The following is a 17,295-nucleotide window of genomic DNA, read 5'->3' as shown; positions in this document are numbered from 1 at the left end:
GTCCCTCATGGACCCACTCTGCATCAGCCCCCGCCGCGCACGGCGTCACCGCCGCACGAGTCGCACCGACAGGCCCTCCGGCGTGTGGACGGGCACGGCCGTCAGCGTGTCGGACCGCAGTTCGACCCGCTCGAACCGGCCGCGCAGCCCCGGAGCGGACAGCACCGGCACGGTCGTCCCCGCGGCCGGGGGCCGCTCGGTGTCGAGCCGCAGCGACAGCACGGCGCCCCGCCCCAGCAGGGCCCGCCGGCCCACCGCCAGTGCCGGGCCGTGCTGCCGGCGGAGCGTCAACTCCAGTGTGGAATCGCCCTCCTGCACGTACGAGCCGCCCACCCGCAGGGTGTCCCCGGCGCGCAGCGTGCCGCCCGTGACGCGGACGTCTCCCCGGCCCAGGGCGTGGGCCGAGGCCGCGACCAGCGTGCCGTCCGCCACCACCGTCCCGCCGCGGTAGGTGTTGCGGCCCGTCAGCGTGAGCGTGCCCGTGCCGCGCTTGGTCAGCCCGCCCTCGCCCTCGATGTCGTTGCGCCAGCTGTCGGCCGCGTGGAAGCCGCCGGCCCGCGCGTCCAGCGTCACGGTGACGTCCTGTGCGAACGCGCCGTAACCGTCCGCCGCCGCGAACAGGTTCAGCCGCCCCCACTGCTCGAAGCCGTCCAGCAGCACGTAGCCGGAGGGCAGCGCGGTCGTGCGCAGCACCTCCCGGCGCTGCCCGGCGGACAGGTACGGCAGCCGCGTCTCCAGCAGGACCTCCGCGCCCTTGGGCACGGTCATCGGCTCCTTGCGCCCGCGGCGCGGCAGGACGTAGGTCAACCGCGGTCCGACCGCGCGGGCGTTGGCCTCGCGGTCGGCGTAGGCGTCACCGGCGTCCGCGTGGGCGTAGGCGTACAGGGTGTCGGGGGTCGTGCCGGTCGCGCGCGTGAGGTAGTCCAGGGCCTGGGCGCGGGCCGCCGCCTTCAGCTCGGCGTTCGCCGGGTCCGCCAGCGCCGCGGCCGTCAGGGCGGTGGCCATGACGCGGCCGCCGATGACGTCGACGGTGGAGTGCATGCCCGCGACGATCCGGGTGTGGCTCAGTTCGAACGCGCGCGTCACCAGCTCCTGGAACCGCTCGGGCACCGCGTACGCGAAGGCCAGGGCGGCCAGGTGGAAGGCGTTGGTGTGACCGCTGGGGAAGCCGCCGTCCTCCTCCGGGTGCTCGGAGCGCTGGCGCAGCAGCTGCGGGGCGACGACCACGTCCGAGTCGTACACCGGGTAGCCGAATGCGTCCTTCCGGCCGGTGTCGACGACCTCGCTGTCCTCGTTCATGCGCCACGGACGCGGGTACTGGAACGCGAACTTGCCCGGGTTGCCCGAGGCGAACGGGCCGCGCACGGTGTCGACCAGCCGGGCCACCCGGCCGAGGTCCGAGTCGTGGGAGCCCGCGCCGAGCGCGGAGCCGGCCGGGGCGTCGGCGGGCAGGGTGTCGCTGATCTTCCCGGGGGGCGTGCCGTCCGGGGCCGCGGTGATCGACGTGACCGCCTTGGCGCCCTCCCGGTACGGTCCGGCGAGCGGGCCGAGACCGGCGATCACGGCGTAGCTCTGGTGCTGGCGGTCGTGGAGGAACGCCTCCTTCGCCTGCGCCTCGGTGCGGGCCCGGGTGATCCGGGCGCAGTAGCGCATGTTGGCGCGCAGCACCTCGCGGTCCAGGACGCGGCCGGTGTTCCAGGCGTCTCCGGTCTTCCAGACCTCGGCCATACCGCCCAGGATCCGGACGACCGCGTTGGTCTCGGGGGTCTGGTTGGCCAGGACGTTCGACGTGTAGTCGTCGACGAAGGCGGGGAAGCCCGTGGCCGCCTTGGCGTCCGCGGCGGCCGCCCAGGTGACGAGGGCCGGGGCGGCGAGCACGCCCGCCGAGGCCCCGAGGGAGGTCTTCAGGAATCCCCGCCGGTCGACGGCGGTGGCGGTGCGGGTCCCGGCTGATGACGGCATGGGTGCGCCTCTCTGGAGTCTGCGGGGGATCTCTGCGGCGGTGCTGCGGCCGGACGGCCGACGAGGTGGTGCCAGGTGCGACGGCTGATGCCTGTGTGACTGCCGTGGCACCTGTGACGAGTGAAGATCTACGGCCGTGCGGTGACCCGTCGCGGTGGGTCCGGCCACGGGCCGGTGTCCGGAACGTGAACGGCCCCCGCCCGGCTCACCGGAACGGCCGGGCGGCGCCCTTCACAGCAGGGCGCGGGCCAGCCTCAGGGCGCCCTCGACCGGCGGCACGCGCAGGCGCCGCGGCCGGGACCCGGGCAGGGCTTCGGCGAGCGCCGCGGTGAACGCCTCGTACAGCGCGGGCTGGGCGAGCACCGTGCCGCCCGCCACCACCACGTCGTCCACGGCGGCACCGCGCGCGGCGAGCCGTACGACGAGCGCGGCGAGGGCCCGGCCGCCGTCGGCGACCACGGCCCGGGCGAGCGGTGAGCCCGCCTCGGCGGCGGCGAACACGACGGGGGAGTGCCGGCCCCACTCGGCGGAGACGTCCGCGGCGGCCTCCAGGGCCGCGCCGAGCGCGGGCACCTCGGCCACCCCGAAGGCGGCGACCAGACCGGACGCCAGGGCGTCGGGCCGCTCGCCGCGGTCGTGCGCCGCCCAGACGGCCCGGGCGGCCTCGCGGACGAGTCCGGCCGCGCCGCCCTCGTCGCCGAGCACCGCGCCCCAGCCGCCGACCTGGACCGGACCGCCGTCGGGCGACCGCCCCACGGCGACCGAACCGGTACCGGCGACCAGGCCCGCACCCTTGTCGAGACCGGCGGCCGGGACGAGCAGCTCGGCGTCCCCCACGACCCGTGCGGGCACCCCCAGCCGCTCGTGCAGCGCGGCCCGGATGCCCTCGCACTGGCGAGGTGTCTCGCAGGCGTGCCCGCCCACGGCGACGGCGGACGGGCGTGCGCCCGCGGGCAGTGCCTCGTGGACCAGCGCGGCAAGCCAGCCGGCCGCGGCCCGGGCGTCGTGCGGCCGCCATCCCGTACTGAGGCGTACGTGATCGACGACCGCCGCACCGCCCGCGTGAGCGCGCAACCAGGTCTTGGTGCCGCCCACGTCGATACCGACCGCGTAAGGCGTGGAGTCCTGCACGGGTCCTCTTTTCGTCGCGCGGTCACGGCGAGCGGCAGGCGAACCGCGCGCCGGACCACGGCAGTTGAAGAGGTAGGGAAGCCCCGGGACGGGCTTCTGCGGGGCACGGCAGGCGAGTACCGTGAAGTTCGTTAGGAAGTTAACTAACGAAGTAGGGTGCGTCAAGAGGCACGGAATCACCGCTGCCGCGCCACTCTTGCGGCTCGCCGTGTCCGGCCGCAGCACGACCTGGGGAGACCATGCAGCTGAGTGAGAGTGCCCGTGTGGTGTTCGACGTACTGGCCGGGACGGGCACGGCCACCCGCCCCCAGCTGGCGGCCGGTGCGGGCCTGTCCAAGCCGACCGTCTCCTCGGCCGTCGCCGAACTGGAGGCCGCGGAGCTCGCCGCGCACTCCGGCCGGGCCTCCGGCTCCACCGGCCGCAGCGCCGCCGTCTACCGGCTCGGCCCGGCCGCAGGCGCCGTGCTCGCGGTCGACCTGGGCCCCGCCGAGACCCGGGTGCGCGGCTGCGCCCTGGACGGCACGCTGCTCGCCGAGGGCACCGGCTCCCGGTCCGATGCGGCCGGCACCGTCCGCGAGGTCCTCGACGCACTGCCCGCCGGGGCTCCACTGCGGGCCGTCGTGGTCGCCGTCGGTGACGTCACCACCCGTGACCGGGAGGGCGCCGGGGAACGCCCCGCCACCTCCAAGGCCGGCCCCGCCTTCGACGCCATGGCCGTCGCCCTGCCCGAGGGCGTGCCCGTCCACCTGGAGAACAACGTCAACTGCGCCGCGCTCGCGGAGCTGCACGAGGGCGCCGCCGTCGGCCGCGACACCTTCGGCTACCTGCGCATCGGCGTCGGCATCGGTCTCGCCGTCGTCATCGGCGGCCGGGTGCTGCGCGGTGCGAACGGCGCCGCCGGTGAGGTGGCCCGGCTGCCCTACCCCTGGGACGACGACCGCGCCCCGCGCCACGAGGGCCTGGAGCAGCGCATGGGCTCGCGCACCCTGCTCCGGCGGGCCGCCGAGGCCTGGCGGGACGGCGACGGGCCGCGTCCGCGCACCGCGGAGCGGCTGCTCGCCCTGTCCGCGCAGGGGCACGCCACGGCCCGTGCCGTGGTCGGCGCGCACGCCGCCGACGTGGGCCGGCTCGCCGCCGCCGTCGCCGCGGTCCTCGACCCCGGGCTGATCGTGCTCGGCGGCGGCACGGGCGCGGATCCGCAGCTCCTGCCGGGTGTGCGGGCCGAGCTGGCCCGGCTGAGCTGGCCCACCGAGGTGGTCAGCAGCGTCGTGGGCGACACCGGCACGGTGGCGGGCGCCAGCAGGCTGGCCGTCGCCCATGGAATTCAAACCGTGACCGGAGCCGTGCGAGCGAGGCATTGACGGCTGCGCCATCGGTCTGCCAATGTCCGGACAAGCGCTTTCTAAGTCGGCCGGGACGCCGACTCCGGGTAAGCCTCCCGCTCGTACGCGACGTACGGCAGCCGCACGAGGGCGAGCTCGTGCGACGCTCGGCCGCCGAGGCCGGGGACCCCACCCGTGAAGGCGACGCGGCCGGGCGAGGCCGCGCCCCGGGAAGCGACATTCGACATCTCCTGCACAATGCACCCGTGCCGCCTCGGCTGGCGCCGTGCTTCCTCCGTCACGAGAAATGGGATCGAACATGATCAGTGTGGGTGTGCGGCGCTCCCGCCGGCTCGGCCGCGGCGGCATACGCCGCGTGGTTCCCCTCGCTGCCGTGGCCACGGCAGGTGCCCTTCTGCTCTCCGCCTGCGGGTCGGGCTCGGGCTCGGGCGGGACCGAGAAGTCGCTGACGTTCTGGGTCTCCACGGTCCCGGGGCAGGACGCGGGCTGGAAGAAGATGGTGGCGCAGTACAAGAAGGAGACCGGCGTCGCCGTCAAGCTCGTCAACATCCCCTACGACGGATACCCGGCCAAGCTGCACAACGCCGCGCAGGCGAACTCGCTGCCCGACGTGGCGGCCGTGCCGGCCCTGGACCCGATCTGGGCGAACAAGCTGATCGACCTCGGCTCCATCGCCGGCAACAAGAGCTACAAGATCAACCCCAACTTCATCGCCAAGGACTCCTCCGGGAAGGTGCTGTCCATCCCCTCGGACATCACCGCCTCCGGTCTGTACATCAACAAGTCGCTGTTCGAGAAGGCCGGCGTCGACTTCCCCACCTCGCCCGAGAAGACCTGGACCTGGACCGAATTCGTCAAGGCCGCCGACAAGGTCCGCGACAAGACCGGCGCCAAGTACTCGCTCACCTTCGACCAGTCGCCCTCCCGGCTGCGCGCCATGGTCTACGAGCTGGGCGGGAAGTACGTCCACGCCGACTCCTCGGGCAAGTTCTCCGTGGACGCCGCCACCCGCAAGGCCGTGAAGCGCTTCGTCGCGCTGAACGACGACAAGACCATGCCGAAGTCGGTGTGGACCAGCGGCGCCGACCCGTCCGCCATGTTCCAGAGCGGTGACGTGGTCGCCTACTGGTCCGGTGTGTGGCAGGTGCCCGCCTTCGCCGAGAGCATCAAGAAGTTCGAGTGGGCCAGCGTCCCGACCCCGGCCGAGCCCGTGCAGGCCAGCGACGTCAACAGCGGCGGCATGATGGTCGGCTTCAACAACAACGAGGCCGCGGCCGGCGCCGCGAAGAAGTTCATGTCCTGGCTGTACGAGCCGGACCACTACCGCGAGCTGTGCGAGACCTCCGGGTTCCTGCCCGTCGAGACCGGCCTGGACCCGAAGTACCCCTTCACCTCCGAGGCGGCCCAGGCGGCGTTCAAGCTCTACAACGAGTCGATCCCGCTGTACGAGCCGATCTCGGGCTACTTCAACACCGCGCAGACGAACTGGGTGCTGAAGGGCAAGAGCCTCACCGAGGACCCGACCAAGACGGAACTCGGCAAGGCGATCAACGGCCAGCAGTCGGTCGACAAGGCCCTGGACAACATCGTGGCCGGCTACAACCAGCAGGTCGGCGGCGGATCGTGAGCCGGGGGCCGGGCGGCGGGTCCGAGCACCCGCCGCCCGGCCCCGGCCGCCCGCGCGACACCGGGCTCACCGCCTGAGCCCACCGGAACCCCTCACCAGCACGGAGTCAGGAAGATGACCAAACGCGCCCCGGACGTGTCCGTGAGCCCGCCCAGGAGACGCAGCCGCCACACCCTCGCGCCGCTCGTCCTCATCGCGGCCAACGTCGTGCTCTTCGCGCTGTTCTTCGTCTGGCCCGCGGTGATCGGGCTCGTCTACTCCTTCACGAACTACACGGGCGTGGGGGCGTTCCAGTTCATCGGACTGGACAACTACAGCAACCTCCTCGGGGACTCCACCTTCTACGACGCGGTGACCCGGACCCTGCTGTACACCGTGCTCTTCGTCCCGCTGAACTTCGTGTTCTCGCTGCTCATCGCCAACGTGCTGGTGAGCAGGCACGCCAAGGGCGTGTCCGTCGCCCGCGTCTTCTTCTTCATCCCGTGGCTGCTGTCGCCCATCGTCGTGGGCGTGCTGTGGCGGTGGCTGTTCGGTGAGAACTTCGGCCTGGTCAACTACCTGATCGAGAAGGCCGGCGGCAGCGCCGTTCCGTGGCAGTCGAACGCGGACCTGTCGCTGCTGGTGGTCGTGGTGGCGGCGTCCTGGGCCTGGACGGGCTTCTCCATGCTGCTGTTCATCGCGGCGATCAAGAACGTCCCGACGTCGTACTACGAGGCGGCAGCGCTCGACGGCGCCGGCCCGTGGCGCCAGTTCGTCAGCATCACCCTGCCGAGCATCGCGCCCACGTCCTTCATCGTCATCCTGCTCAACACGATCCACGCGATGAAGGAGTATCCGCTCTTCGCCTCCCTCAACAACGGCGGGCCCGGGACGTCGAACAACCTGCTGGTCCAGTACATCTACCAGACCGGCTTCAAGTCCGGGCAGATCGGCTACGCGAGCGCCGCGTCGTTCGTGCTCATGCTCATCCTGATGGCCGTCGCGGTCATCCAGCTGTTCGTCAACCGGCGGGTGGAGAACCGATGACAACCACTGACATGCCCCGCCCCGTCGACGCCGGACCCGGCCGGGCCGTTTCGAAGAAGCAGCCCCGCGGCGCGTCCCGCGGCGGATTCCGGCGCGCGGTGCCCGCGACGACACTGCTGTGGGTGCTGGCGGCCCTCTACGGGGTGCCGGTGCTGTGGTTCGTCCTCAGCTCCTTCAAACCGGCGGGAGACCTGTTCTCCCTTCCGCTGACGCTCTTCCCGTCCGACCCCACCGTGTCGGGGTACAAGGCGGCGTGGGACAGCGCCAACTTCTCCCAGTACTTCATCAACACGACCATCGTGTGCGTGATCGCGACGATCCTCACGGTGGGAGTCAGCTGCTGTACTGGGTACGCGCTGGCCAAGTACGACAACAAGTGGCTCAAGGCCTTCTTCATCGGCATCCTGGCCACCACGATGCTGCCGTCCGAGGTCATGCTCGCCCCGCAGTTCCTGGTGGTCCGCGACCTCGGCCTGTACAACTCGCTCGCCGGCATCATCCTCCCCGCCGTGCTCACCGCGACCGGGTGCTTCATGTTCCGCCAGTTCTTCCTGACGGTCCCCGACGAGCTCCTCGAGGCCGCCCGCATCGACGGCGCGCGCGAGCTGTCGATCTTCCTGAGGATCATGGTGCCGATCTCCCGGCCCATCATGCTGACGCTGGCCATCCTGTCGTTCCAGTGGCGGTGGAACGACTACATCTGGCCGCTGCTGATGCTCAACGACCCCGAGAAGTTCACCGTGCAGATCGGCATCCAGAGCCTCGTCGGGGCGCAGAACATCAACTGGTCGGTGCTGCTGGGCGGATCGGTCATCTCCATGGTGCCGCTGATCGTCGTCTTCCTGGTGTTCCAGCGCTACGTCATGAACGCCGACATCAACGCCGGACTGAAGGACTGACGACCGTGCCCACCCCGCCCGACCACGACTTCGTCGACCACGACTTCGTCCGCGCGGCGGCCGCCGCCGCCGACCGGCTGGCCGCCCCGCTGGCGGCCCGCCCCGGCGCAGAGCCCGCCGGTGTGCCCCATCGCACCCTGGCGAGCCGGGTGAAGACCCTGCTCGCGGCATACCGGTCCCCGGACTCGGCACTGCACGGCAGCGGGCAGGCCGTCGCCGCGGCGATGACCCACCTCCGCGCCCTGCGCGCCGCACAGACCGGCACCGGCCTGTTCGCCGGCGGCGACAACGTGCAGTCACCGCCGGACTCCGCGTTCACCGTCAACGACGTGTGCGACGCGCACGTCCTCGCCGCGGGCGGAGGGCCCGGGCTGCGCGCGGCCACGGCCGCGCTCGCCGAGATCGCCGGCGCCGCCACCGAGAGCCTCCTGACCGGTGGGGTGCACACCCCGAACCACCGCTGGGAGCTGTGCGCGGCGCTGGCCCGCCTGCACCGGTCGTTCCCCGACGGCCGGCTGCTCGACCGCGTCGGGCAGTGGCTCGCCGAGGGCGTCGACATCGACGCGGAGGGCCTGTACTCGGAACGCAGCGCCAACTACGCGGCCCACGTGACCAACCCGTCGCTGCTGCTGCTGTCCGAGGTGCTCGGCCGCGCCGACCTGCTCGACGCCGTCGAACGCAACCTCGCCGCCACCCTGGACCTCATCAGGCCGGACGGCACGGTGGAGACCGTCCACTCGCGACGGCAGGACCAGCACGGCCCGTTCCCGCTCGCGCCCTACCTGCCGCACTACCGGCTGCTCGCGATCCGCACCGGCCGCGGCGACTTCAGCCGCGCGGCGCGGCAGGCGGCCCACGGCGGCATCGACGACCCCGGCCTGCTCGCCGGGACCCTGCTCACCCCGGACCTGTGCCACGTCCTGCCGGCACCGGCGGCGCAGGTGCTGCCGCGCGAGCGGTACCTCACCACCGCGCGCCTCGCCGCACGCGCCTCGGACACCGCGCACACGGTGGTGTACGGCGGCTCCGACGTGCCCGAGCACCGGCGCATCCGCTCCGGTCTCGCCTGCAACCCCACCTTCCTGCGCCTGTTCGCCGGCGACGCGGTCCTCGACGCGGTCCGCCTGTCCCGGGGCTTCTTCGACCTGGGCCCGTTCCGCGCCGCCGGCATGCAGCGGCTCGCCGACGGCCGCTACCGGCTCACCGAGACCCTCTCCGCCGCCTACTACCAGCCGCTCGCGCCGGACCGGCGACGGGACGACGGCTCCTACCGGATGGCGGACGAGGGACGCTTCTCGGCCGCGATGGCCTTCGCTGACCGGCCCCGGGACGAGGTCTCCCACACGACCCGCGTCGAGGTGGACCTGCGGGAGGACGGCGCCGACCTGCGCATCGACATCAGCGGGCCCCGGGTGCCCTGGGCGCTGGAGCTGACCTTCCGGCCGGGTGGCGTGCCGCAGGGCGCGGTTCCGATCGGTGACGGGCGCTGGTGCCTGACGGCCGGGCCGATGACCTACCGGGTCGGTGACGACGAGATCCGCGTCCGGGCCGCGGTCGAGGCGGGGGAGCCCCTGGCCGGGCCGGACCGGGGCGACCTCCTGCGGTACGACCCGGGGCAGGACCACACCGTGGTGGGCGGCACCGATGCCACGAGCGGGAACCGCGTCCACATCGGTGGGCACGGCCCGCAGACCCTGACCCTCGCACTGCGCGCCCGCCGGCGCGCGCAGGAGCCTCCGCAGCGGTGACGGGACATCAGGGCGGGCGACGCGCACGGGGAACCGGCACCGATCCCGTCCGGCTGGGGGCGGCTCACACGGCGCGGGCCGTGCCCACCGCCTCCGGTGCCCGGGCGGCGAGTTCCTCCAGGGGCTCGCCGCTGAGCCGGCACACCCTCCACTCGTCCAGGAACTCCACGCCGAGCGACGAGTAGAAGCCGATCGCCGGCTCGTTCCAGTCCAGCACCCACCACTCGAACCGGTCGTAGCCCTCGCGCCGGCAGAGCGCGGCGAGGGTCGCGAGCAGCGCCCTGCCGTGGCCACCGCCGCGCGCCCCGGGCCGTACGTACAGGTCCTCCAGGTGCATGCCGCGCGTGCCCGTCCAGGTCGAGAAGCGCGGGAACCACAGGGCGTAGCCCACGGCCTCGCCCGTGCCGTCGTCCTCGGCGATCAGGGCGTAGGCGGCCGGGTGCTCGCCGAACAGGGCCTCGCGCAGCTGTTCCTCGCTGGCGCGGGCCTGCTCCTCGGCCTTCTCGTAGGCGGCGAGTTCGCGGATCATCGTCCGGATGGCGGGGACGTCGTGCACGGTGGCCGGTCTGATCATGCGGTCGATCCTGCCTCATCGGCCGGGGGAGGGGAAACGGCCCCGCGGCAGCGCCGACTGCGGCACCACCAGGTCGGCCCGGTCCCGGGTCGGGGCGATCAGCTCGGCGTTGCGCTGGTCCGTTCGCTCCACCCACGCCACCGCCTCGTCGTGCGCCTTGCCGAACTCCTCGTGCCGGGTGACCAGGCGCCGCAGGCGTTCGTGCTCGGGGAGTTCGCAGAACCACACCTCGTCCAGGAGGGGGCGGACGCGGGCCCAGGCGCCGGTGTCCAGGAGCAGGTAGTTGCCCTCGGTGACGATCAGCCGGGCAGGTGGAGGGACCGGGATCGCCCCGGCCAGCGGCTGCTCCAGGACGCGTTCGAAACCGGGGGCGTAGACGGTGTCGCCGCGGGGGTCGTCGCGCAGGCGGCCCAGGAGCGCCGCGTATCCGGCCGCGTCGAACGTCTCGGGCGCGCCCTTGCGGTCCCGGAGCCCGAGCCGCTCCAGTTCGGCGTCCGCCAGGTGGAAGCCGTCCATGGGCACGTGCGCCACCCAGGGCTCGTCCGTCCCGTTCAGTTCCCGCACCAGGTGCTCGGCGAGCGTCGACTTGCCCGCGCCGGGGCTGCCGGCGATGCCGAGGAGCGCGCGCCGGCCGGGCCGGGGCAGGGCCCGGGCGCGCCGGAGGAGGTCGTCGAAGGTGAGCGGCACACCGCAGAGTGTGTCACCCTCCGCCGCCCGTGCCGCGGGGAGTCGTCCGCCGATGTGGCGTGCGCCACTCAGTGGATGCCCCCGCAATGGGGAAACGGTCCTGTATGACGCAGCTCGGTCTACCCGACGACATCCAGGCCTGCCTCTTCGACCTAGACGGGGTGGTCACCAAGACGGCCGCCGTGCACGCGGCCGCCTGGAAGGAGATGTTCGACGCCTTCCTGCGCGCACGGGACGGCGAGGACTACCGGCCGTTCGACGCGGCCGACTACGACGAGTACGTCGACGGCCGGCCGCGCGCCGACGGAGTGCGCACCTTCCTCGCCTCCCGCGGCATCGACCTGCCCGACGGCGACCCGGACGACCCGCCGGGCGCCGAGACGGTCCACGGGCTCGGCAACCGCAAGAACGCGCTGCTCCTGGAGAAGATCCGCACCGAGGGTGTGGAGCCCTACGAGGGCACGCTGCGCTACCTGGAGGCGGTCCGCGCGCACGGCCTGCGCACCGCGATCGTCTCCTCCAGCGCCAACTGCCGGGACGTGCTGCACTCGATCGGCGCCGAGCACCTCTTCGACGTACGCGTCGACGGTGTCGTCGCCGCCGAGCGCGGACTGCCCGGCAAACCGCGTCCCGACACGTTCCTGGCCGCCGCCGCGGACCTCGGTGTCCAGCCGTCCGGGGCGGCCGTCTTCGAGGACGCCCTGGCCGGCATGGACGCCGGCCGCGCGGGCCGCTTCGGGTACGTCGTCGGCGTCGACCGCGTCGGGCAGACCGACGCCCTGTACCGGCACGGGGCCGATATCGTGGTGAAGGACCTCGCCGAACTGGGGGACGCGGAGTGATCGCGCAGCGGGCCTACACCGTCGAACCCTGGAGCGTGCGCGAGTCGGAACTCAACCTGGACGTGCTGGCCCAGAGCGAGTCCGTGTTCGCCCTGTCCAACGGCCACGTCGGCTGGCGCGGCAACCTCGACGAGGGCGAACCGCACGGACTGCCCGGCTCCTACCTCAACGGCGTCCACGAACTGCACCCGCTGCCCTACGCCGAGGCCGGCTACGGCTACCCCGAGTCCGGCCAGACGGCCATCAACGTCACCAACGGCAAGCTGCTGCGCCTCCTCGTCGACGACGAGCCGTTCGACCTGCGCTACGGGCGGGTCGTCGTCCACGAGCGGACCCTCGACCTGCGGCGGGGCGTGCTGGAGCGGGTCTGCGAGTGGACCTCCCCGGCCGGCTCGACCGTCCGGGTGCGCTCCACGCGGCTGGTCTCCCTCACCCAGCGCGCGATAGCCGCCGTGGCGTACGAGGTGGAGCCCGTCGGGGGCCGGACCCGGGTGGTCGTCCAGTCGGAGCTGGTCGCCAACGAGAGCCTGCCCGAGCCGGACGGCGACCCGCGGGCCGCCAAGGCGCTGAAGTCGCCGCTGGAGCCCGAGGAGGACCTCGCGCTGGGCCGCAGGCTGCGCCTGGTGCACCGCACCCGCCGCAGCGGCCTGCGGGTCGCCGTCGCCGCCGACCACGTCGTCACCGGGCCCGAACGGACCACGACCGCCGGCGAGAGCAACGCGGACGTGGCCCGGCTGACCGTCACCTCCGTGCTGGAGCCGGGGGAGCGGCTGCGGGTGGAGAAGCTGGTCGCGCACGGCTGGTCCGGCACCCGCTCCCGGCCCGCGATGAGCGACCAGGTCGAGGCGGCCCTCGCGGCGGCCGCGCACAGCGGCTGGCAGGGGCTCCTGGAGGAGCAGCGGGCCTACCTCGACGACTTCTGGGCGCGCGCCGACGTGGAGATCGACGGCGACGAGGAGATCCAGCAGGCCGTCCGCTTCGCCCTGTTCCACGTCCTGCAGGCCGGTGCCCGCGCCGAGCAGCGCGCCATCCCCGCCAAGGGACTCACCGGGTCCGGCTACGACGGCCACGCCTTCTGGGACACCGAGGCGTTCGTGCTGCCGCTGCTGACCTACACCGCGCCCAAGTCCGCCGCCGAGGCGCTGCGCTGGCGCCTCGACACGCTGCCCGCCGCTCGCGAGCGCGCAGCCCAACTCGGCCTGCGCGGCGCCGCGTTCCCCTGGCGCACGATAGAGGGCTCGGAAGGCTCCGCGTACTGGCCGGCCGGTACTGCCGCCTTCCACGTGGGGGCCGACATCGCCGACGCCGTGGTCCGGTACGTGACCGTCACCGGCGACGAGACCTTCGAACGCGAGGTCGGCGTGGAACTGCTGGTGGAGACCGCCCGGCTGTGGCGCTCCCTCGGCCACCACGACGACCGGGGCGTCTTCCACATCGACGGCGTCACCGGGCCGGACGAGTACAGCGCCATCGCCGACGACAACACGTACACCAACCTCATGGCCCGGGCGAACCTGCTGGCCGCCGCCGACGCCTGCAAGCGCCACCCCGACGAGGCGGCCCGGCTCGGCGCCGACGAGGAGGAGATGGCCGCCTGGCGGGACGCCGCCGAGGCCATGCACGTCCCCTACAACGACGAACTGCGCGTGCACGAACAGCACGCCGGCTTCACCCGCTACCAGCGCTGGGACTTCTCCCGCACGGGCCCGGACCAGTACCCGCTGATGCTGCACTTCCCCTATTTCGACCTGTACCGCAAGCAGGTGATCAAGCAGGCGGACCTCGTGCTGGCGATGTACACGTGCGGCAGCTTCTTCGAGGAGTTCTTCGGAGAGGAGCAGATCGCCCGCAACTTCGCCTACTACGAACCGCTGACCGTCCGGGACTCCTCGCTGTCCGCCTGCGTCCAGGCCGTCATGGCCGCCCGGTCCGGCCATCTCGACCTGGCCGCCGCCTACACGGCCGAGGCCGCGCTGATGGACCTGGGCGATCTGGAGCACAACACCCGCGACGGACTGCACATCGCCTCGCTGGCCGGCACGTGGATGGCGCTGGTCGCCGGCTTCGGCGGCATGCGCTGCACCGACGGCACCCTGAGCTTCTCGCCGCGGCTGCCCGAGCGGTACGGCCGCCTGGCGTTCACCGTCGGCTTCCTCGGCCGCCGCCTGCGCGTGGAGCTGACCGCCGACCGGGCCACGTACCACCTGGTCTCCGGACCCGCCCTGACCCTGCGTCACCACGGCAGCGAGCTGACGGTCGGCGAGGACGCGCCCGCGGTCCGCTCCATCCCCGTGCCGACCCACCGTCCGGCCCCGGCCCAGCCCCCGCACCGCGCCCCGCACACACGCTGACGGCCCGGCCTCCGGTCAGGCGCTTGGCCGTATTCCGCCCTGCACCCCCACCGCACGCGAGTTAGTTTGTCCGTGTTTGTGACTCTGTGGCCCGACCGGGTAAGGGGCGGAACATGGCCGACGGCTCGAACGCCATCCTCGTCCGCAGGCGGCGGCGCGAGCAGACGGCGTCACGCGCGACCGGCGGCGGGCGCGGCGACCGGGCCCTCGCGGTACTGGCCGCCGCCTTCACCGTCGCGCAACTCGCCCTGGTACGGCCCGTGCTGGGCCTGGGCTGGGACGAGATCGTCTACGTCAGCCAGGTCACGTCCCACACCCCGGCGGCCTTCTTCAGCGCCCCGCGCTCGCGGGGCGTCTCCCTGCTCGTGGCGCCGGTGGCGTCCTGGTCGTCGTCCGTCCCGCTGCTGCGGGTCTACCTCGCCCTGCTGTCCGGCCTCGCCCTCTTCCTGGCGCTGCGCGCCTGGCGGGGCCTGTTCCCGACCCGCGTCCTGGTCACCGGCGGCGCCCTCTTCGCGTCCCTGTGGATGACCCTCTTCTACGGGCCGCAGGCCATGCCCAACTACTGGGTCGCGATCGGCGCCCTGATCAGCGTGGGCTGCTTCCTGCGCGCCCGGGAGGAACGTTCCGCCCGGGGGGCCGTGTGGGGCGTCGCCGCGGGCGCCGCCCTCATGGCGTGGATGCGCCCCACCGACGCGGTCTGGGTGACGGTCCCGCTCCTCGTCCTCGCCCTGGCGCGCCGCCGCCCGCGACTGCTCCTCGCGCTGGTCGCGGGCCTCGCGGCGGGCGCCGTGCAGTGGATCGTCGAGGCCTACGCCGCGCACGGCGGGCTGCGGGAGCGGCTGTCGGAGGCCTCCCGCATCCAGGGCGGGCTCGGCTGGCAGTTCGCCGTCGACGACCAGATGCGCAGCCTGGGCGGACGGGCCCTGTGCCGGCCGTGCACCGGGCCGATGCCGGACCCGCCGGTGCTGATCTGGTGGTTCGTGCTGCCCGTCCTGGCGGGTCTCGCGCTGGTCGTCGCCGGCCGGGCCCGGCGCCTGGGACGCACTCTGATCCCGCTGGCCTGCGCCGCCACGGCCGCCGTGCCGTACCTGTTCATGATCGGCTACGCCGCGCCCCGCTTCCTCCAGCCGGCCTACGCCCTGCTCGCCGTCCCGGTCGCGGACGCCCTGTGGCACCTGGTCAGGACGCCGGACGGGCGTTGGCGCACGGTCACCGCATCCCTGGTCGCGCTCGGCCTGGCAGGGCACCTGGCGGTGCAGACGGCCGTCCTGCACGGCGCCGTCGTCCGCAACACCGACAGCCGCCGCGACTGGGACCGCACGGCCGCCGCCCTGCACCGCCTCGGGGTCCGCCCGCCGTGCCTGCTCACCGGCCACGAGGCCATCCCGATCGGCTACTACACCGGCTGCTCCTCCGGAGCGATTTCCGGGAACAACGAGAACACCACCGTGGCCGGCATCCTGCGCACCGCCGAGCGCCTCCCGGTCGCCCATCTCGCGCCCACCGGCACCACCCCGCCCCGCTACGCCCGCGCCTGGCCGCTCCACCGGATCCCGGACCTGGACGTCCGCATCGCACCGCGCCCCTGACCCGCGAGCCGCGTCCCCCGACCCTGCCAGGGGCATCCGCCGAGGTTAGAGCGCGCGTAACGGGAAACGCGGAACGGGCGGACGAGACGAACGAGTCGTCGCACCACGACAGGGAGGCAGGAACGATGGGCACGGAACCGATGCGCCCCGAACCGATGGCGGACGATGTGTACCAGCCCACCGGGAGCAACGAGGAGCAGGAGGACGCCGCGCCGCTGGACCTGCAGGACGCCGTCGACGAGCGGACCTACGACGACACCCTCGACGAGGGCTACTCCCCGCCGGAGAAGCCGCTCGGCGTCACCAAGACCGGCACCACCGCCGCCGAGCAGCACGAGGGCGAGACCCTCGACGAGCGGCTGGCCCAGGAGGTCCCCGACGTGACGGCCGAGCCGGTCGGGGACGGGGTGGGCGACAGCCCCGACGGCGACGGCGAACCGGTGGACCCCGAGGCGGGCACGGAACGCGCGGGCCGCCTGGTCGCCCCGGACGAGGGCGCCCACCCCGACACCACGAAGGACGCCGTCGCGAGCGACGTGGGCATCGACGGCGGCGCGGCCGGCGCGGAGGAGGCCGCGGTGCACGTCGTGGCGGACGACACCGCGCTGCCCGGGGACGAGGACGACAGCGGCATCTGAACCGGCTGCCCCCGTGTGAGGCCACCGCGTCCGGCGCGTACGGCGCCGGACGCGGTGGCCTCACACGTGCCGAGGGCTAGGGCAGCAGCTTCTCCATGGCGGCAGGTCCCTCCGCCTCCAGCTTGCGCCTGGCCCAGTCGAGGTTCTTCGGGGTGAGGTCCTTGCCCGAGGCGAGGACCAGGTCCTCCGGCGACACGTCGGTGCCGGTGCGGGCGTGGAGCAGACGGTCGGGGGTGGTGCGGTCCTCGGGCGGCCGGGACGCGGGGGGCTGTGACGTCGACATGTTCTCTGCTCCTAGGGTCCGGATCGCTGGTGCGGCCCCGGTGCTGAAAAACGGGTCCGCTATCACCATTCCCCGCGGGAGCCCGGTGTGCATCCGGAGGGTGCGGACCCGGCCCCACGGAAGGCCGGGCACCCCGTTCGGACGCTCCCCGATGTCGCACTGCCGCCCCTCGGGCCACGGTGGTCACACGTGTCCCTGCGAACGACAGGAGCTTTTCCATGCGTACACGTGTGACTGCCGCGGTCGGCCTGGCCTGCGCCGCCCTTCTGGCCACGGCCGGTACGGCGAGCGCCGACGACGGAGTGATCGGTGTCGCCAGCCACAGCCCCGGCGTGCTCTCCGGCAACGTCATCCAGTTGCCGGTGGAGATCAACACCAACTTCTGCGGTAACTCGTACAACGGGCTGCTCAGCCCTGTGTTCGGCGTCAAGTGCTCGATCGAGGACTGACGTACCGGTCGTACGGCCTCCCGGCGGCGGGCGGGGCCGCGGAGCCCCCGGCCGCCCCGCGGGAGGGGGGGTCGCCGGCGGGGGGGGGGGCGGGGCCCCCCCCGGCCGGCGCGGCCGCGGCCCGCCCCGGCGCGGGCGCGCGCCCC

Annotated in this window: 15 protein-coding genes; 10 read left to right on the top strand and 5 right to left on the bottom strand. The window is 73.4% G+C overall.

Going from position 1 to position 17,295, the window contains the following annotated elements; all coding sequences use genetic code 11:
* Window positions 1–45: 45 nt before the first annotated feature.
* On the bottom strand, window positions 46–1,962 hold the full coding sequence (locus ABZY20_RS34730; RefSeq protein ID WP_356447115.1) for a phosphatase PAP2 family protein: 1,917 nt from the start codon (window positions 1,960–1,962) through the stop codon (window positions 46–48).
* A 231-nt stretch (window positions 1,963–2,193) separates the two neighbouring features.
* Window positions 2,194–3,093 carry a BadF/BadG/BcrA/BcrD ATPase family protein gene (locus tag ABZY20_RS34725; protein ID WP_356447114.1) on the bottom strand — a complete coding sequence of 300 codons (900 nt, stop codon included), beginning with the start codon at window positions 3,091–3,093 and terminating at the stop codon, window positions 2,194–2,196.
* 239 nt (window positions 3,094–3,332) lie between these two features.
* Between ABZY20_RS34725 and ABZY20_RS34720 the strand changes: the two genes are divergently transcribed.
* From ABZY20_RS34720 to ABZY20_RS34700, 5 genes are all read left to right on the top strand, one after another.
* Window positions 3,333–4,454 (top strand): ROK family protein, encoded by a 1,122-nt coding sequence (locus tag ABZY20_RS34720; protein WP_356447112.1) that lies wholly within the window; start codon window positions 3,333–3,335, stop codon window positions 4,452–4,454.
* A 280-nt stretch (window positions 4,455–4,734) separates the two neighbouring features.
* Entirely contained in the window at window positions 4,735–6,063 is a 1,329-nt protein-coding gene (locus ABZY20_RS34715; RefSeq protein ID WP_356447110.1) for an extracellular solute-binding protein, read from the top strand.
* A 114-nt stretch (window positions 6,064–6,177) separates the two neighbouring features.
* The gene (locus ABZY20_RS34710) at window positions 6,178–7,089 is read left to right on the top strand and encodes a sugar ABC transporter permease (protein ID WP_356447108.1); all 912 of its coding nucleotides are present in this window, start codon (window positions 6,178–6,180) and stop codon (window positions 7,087–7,089) included.
* Window positions 7,086–7,988: a carbohydrate ABC transporter permease gene (locus ABZY20_RS34705; protein WP_356447107.1), complete on the top strand. Its 903-nt coding sequence runs from the start codon at window positions 7,086–7,088 to the stop codon at window positions 7,986–7,988. Before ABZY20_RS34710 ends, ABZY20_RS34705 begins: the two co-directional genes overlap by 4 nt.
* 5 nt (window positions 7,989–7,993) lie before the next feature.
* Window positions 7,994–9,736: a hypothetical protein gene (locus ABZY20_RS34700; protein WP_356447105.1), complete on the top strand. Its 1,743-nt coding sequence runs from the start codon at window positions 7,994–7,996 to the stop codon at window positions 9,734–9,736.
* 64 nt (window positions 9,737–9,800) lie between these two features.
* On the opposite strand, the gene ABZY20_RS34695 is transcribed toward ABZY20_RS34700, so the two are convergent.
* Together ABZY20_RS34695 and ABZY20_RS34690 are read right to left on the bottom strand one after the other, a co-directional pair.
* A complete protein-coding gene (locus ABZY20_RS34695) occupies window positions 9,801–10,310 on the bottom strand; it encodes a GNAT family N-acetyltransferase (protein ID WP_356447104.1) in 510 nt (169 codons plus the stop codon).
* 15 nt (window positions 10,311–10,325) lie between these two features.
* Window positions 10,326–10,997, bottom strand: coding sequence for a nucleoside/nucleotide kinase family protein (locus ABZY20_RS34690; protein ID WP_356447102.1), 672 nt, complete (start codon window positions 10,995–10,997; stop codon window positions 10,326–10,328).
* 104 nt (window positions 10,998–11,101) lie between these two features.
* Here ABZY20_RS34690 and ABZY20_RS34685 point away from each other — a divergent pair, with 104 nt between their 5' ends.
* The 4 genes from ABZY20_RS34685 to ABZY20_RS34670 all read left to right on the top strand — a co-directional run bounded on the left by ABZY20_RS34685 (window position 11,102) and on the right by ABZY20_RS34670 (window position 16,417).
* Window positions 11,102–11,839 (top strand): beta-phosphoglucomutase family hydrolase, encoded by a 738-nt coding sequence (locus ABZY20_RS34685; RefSeq protein WP_356447100.1) that lies wholly within the window; start codon window positions 11,102–11,104, stop codon window positions 11,837–11,839.
* Window positions 11,836–14,190 carry a glycosyl hydrolase family 65 protein gene (locus tag ABZY20_RS34680; RefSeq protein WP_356447098.1) on the top strand — a complete coding sequence of 785 codons (2,355 nt, stop codon included), beginning with the start codon at window positions 11,836–11,838 and terminating at the stop codon, window positions 14,188–14,190. The genes ABZY20_RS34685 and ABZY20_RS34680 overlap by 4 nt, the downstream gene beginning before the upstream one ends.
* A gap of 113 nt (window positions 14,191–14,303) precedes the next feature.
* A complete protein-coding gene (locus tag ABZY20_RS34675; protein WP_356447097.1) occupies window positions 14,304–15,779 on the top strand; it encodes a hypothetical protein in 1,476 nt (491 codons plus the stop codon).
* 140 nt (window positions 15,780–15,919) lie between these two features.
* Window positions 15,920–16,417: a DUF5709 domain-containing protein gene (locus ABZY20_RS34670; RefSeq protein WP_356447192.1), complete on the top strand. Its 498-nt coding sequence runs from the start codon at window positions 15,920–15,922 to the stop codon at window positions 16,415–16,417.
* Window positions 16,418–16,493: 76 nt separating this feature from the next.
* Here the strand turns inward: ABZY20_RS34670 and ABZY20_RS34665 are convergent, their stop codons facing one another.
* Complete coding sequence (locus tag ABZY20_RS34665) at window positions 16,494–16,700, bottom strand: hypothetical protein (protein WP_356447095.1); 207 nt, start codon at window positions 16,698–16,700, stop codon at window positions 16,494–16,496.
* 218 nt (window positions 16,701–16,918) lie between these two features.
* Between ABZY20_RS34665 and ABZY20_RS34660 the strand changes: the two genes are divergently transcribed.
* Window positions 16,919–17,149: a chaplin gene (locus tag ABZY20_RS34660; RefSeq protein WP_356447093.1), complete on the top strand. Its 231-nt coding sequence runs from the start codon at window positions 16,919–16,921 to the stop codon at window positions 17,147–17,149.
* Window positions 17,150–17,295 lie beyond the last annotated feature (146 nt).

Source organism: Streptomyces sp. NPDC006624 (assembly GCF_040611555.1).
In the GTDB taxonomy this organism is placed as follows: Bacteria; Actinomycetota; Actinomycetes; order Streptomycetales; family Streptomycetaceae; genus Streptomyces.
The sequence above is the reverse complement of the archived record's forward strand: the minus strand, read 5'-3'. Positions and strand labels throughout refer to the sequence as shown.